Source organism: Caballeronia choica, from assembly GCF_001544535.1.
Taxonomy (GTDB): Bacteria; Pseudomonadota; Gammaproteobacteria; order Burkholderiales; family Burkholderiaceae; genus Caballeronia; species Caballeronia choica.
The window spans coordinates 1-1,130 of sequence record NZ_FCON02000496.1; the positions used below are offsets into that span (position 1 = coordinate 1).

Here is a 1,130-nt window from a genome sequence, read left to right on the forward strand (position 1 = left end):
TGGCCGAGAGCACCAGTTCAGCAAACTTCCCGCCAGAGCTGGCGTGGGAGTCTTCAATGGCAACTTTCGGGGAGAGAGCCGAATGCGTACTGCCGGCCAGAACCCGTTATTTGCACCCGCCGTGGAGTTGCTACAAAGCCGTCATAATAAATCGACCGATCATCGCCGCGATCGCGCAGCCGTGATCTTGTGTTGGGCCGCAAGAAGCGCTATCCCATGCCTGGTTCTCGCCGGAAATTAGCTCCCCAAAAATCCTTCCAATCGGACACCAGCATTGTTTGCGGAATGGGCGACTACGGCGCCGGGCAGACCGTGCAAATACATCATGACCCCGAACCCAATTCCCGAGACGAGCGTGTCGCGATACTGCTTGCTGCGCGGGTCGACGTTGTGCGCACCCGCGAAGAGCGACACCGAGATCGCTCCCGATAGGAGACTTGCCGCCGGTCGAGGTACGCCGACGGCCATCAAACCGAGAGCCAGCCCTTCCTGGACACCAATGCGGAAGATCGACTCTTCCAACAACGGCGACACGAGTTCTGTGGCAAGGCTATCGTTGACCCAGCTCAGTTGGGGGGTGTTTGCTATCTTGGTACTGACCTGCCGCTGCGGACTTCCGATCGTGAGTGACGCATTCATGTAGCCAATAGCGACAGAATTCGGCACCACATCGAGGAGCTTATCGATCGCATCGGCGATATGGACGTTATAATCCTCCTTGACTTTCTTCGTTAGCCAGGTCGCACCACGTATCGCCACGGCACCGACTATCCCGGCCATGGTTTCCTCTGGAAAGAAATATCCGCCAATTGCAACAGTTGCAACGAACCCCCCATTGCTGACGAATACTCGTGCGGCCTTGCCGGAGTAGTAGACGAGCCCGCTCGCCCCATTGTAGAGCATGAGCCCCAGATCTTCTGGCCAACCCATCGGCAGATCCTCCCCGCTCTCGGCACCAAAGGCACACCGAGCGGCGATGAGTCGCTCAGAGCAGCCGTGACCACTCAACTATATTACTACTTTTCCCCATAGCCGACCGTTGCAGAGGGCGGCTTTGGGCCGAACCCTGCCTTATGCAAGTCGCATACACACCTACCCCTAGGACGGGAGCGAACGGCAGCACGCGACCC

Annotated in this window: 2 protein-coding genes; one reads left to right on the top strand and one right to left on the bottom strand. The window is 58.1% G+C overall.

All coding sequences use genetic code 11. The annotated features are described in order from the left end of the window. Nucleotides 1-185: hypothetical protein (locus AWB68_RS50615; protein WP_235028889.1), on the top strand; the 185-nt coding region annotated here is incomplete at its 5' end. A gap of 52 nt (nucleotides 186-237) precedes the next feature. Here AWB68_RS50615 and AWB68_RS45265 read toward each other — a convergent pair. Then, nucleotides 238-930: a CPBP family glutamic-type intramembrane protease gene (locus AWB68_RS45265; RefSeq protein WP_087650493.1), complete on the bottom strand. Its 693-nt coding sequence runs from the start codon at nucleotides 928-930 to the stop codon at nucleotides 238-240. Between the last annotated feature and the right edge of the window lie 200 nt (nucleotides 931-1,130).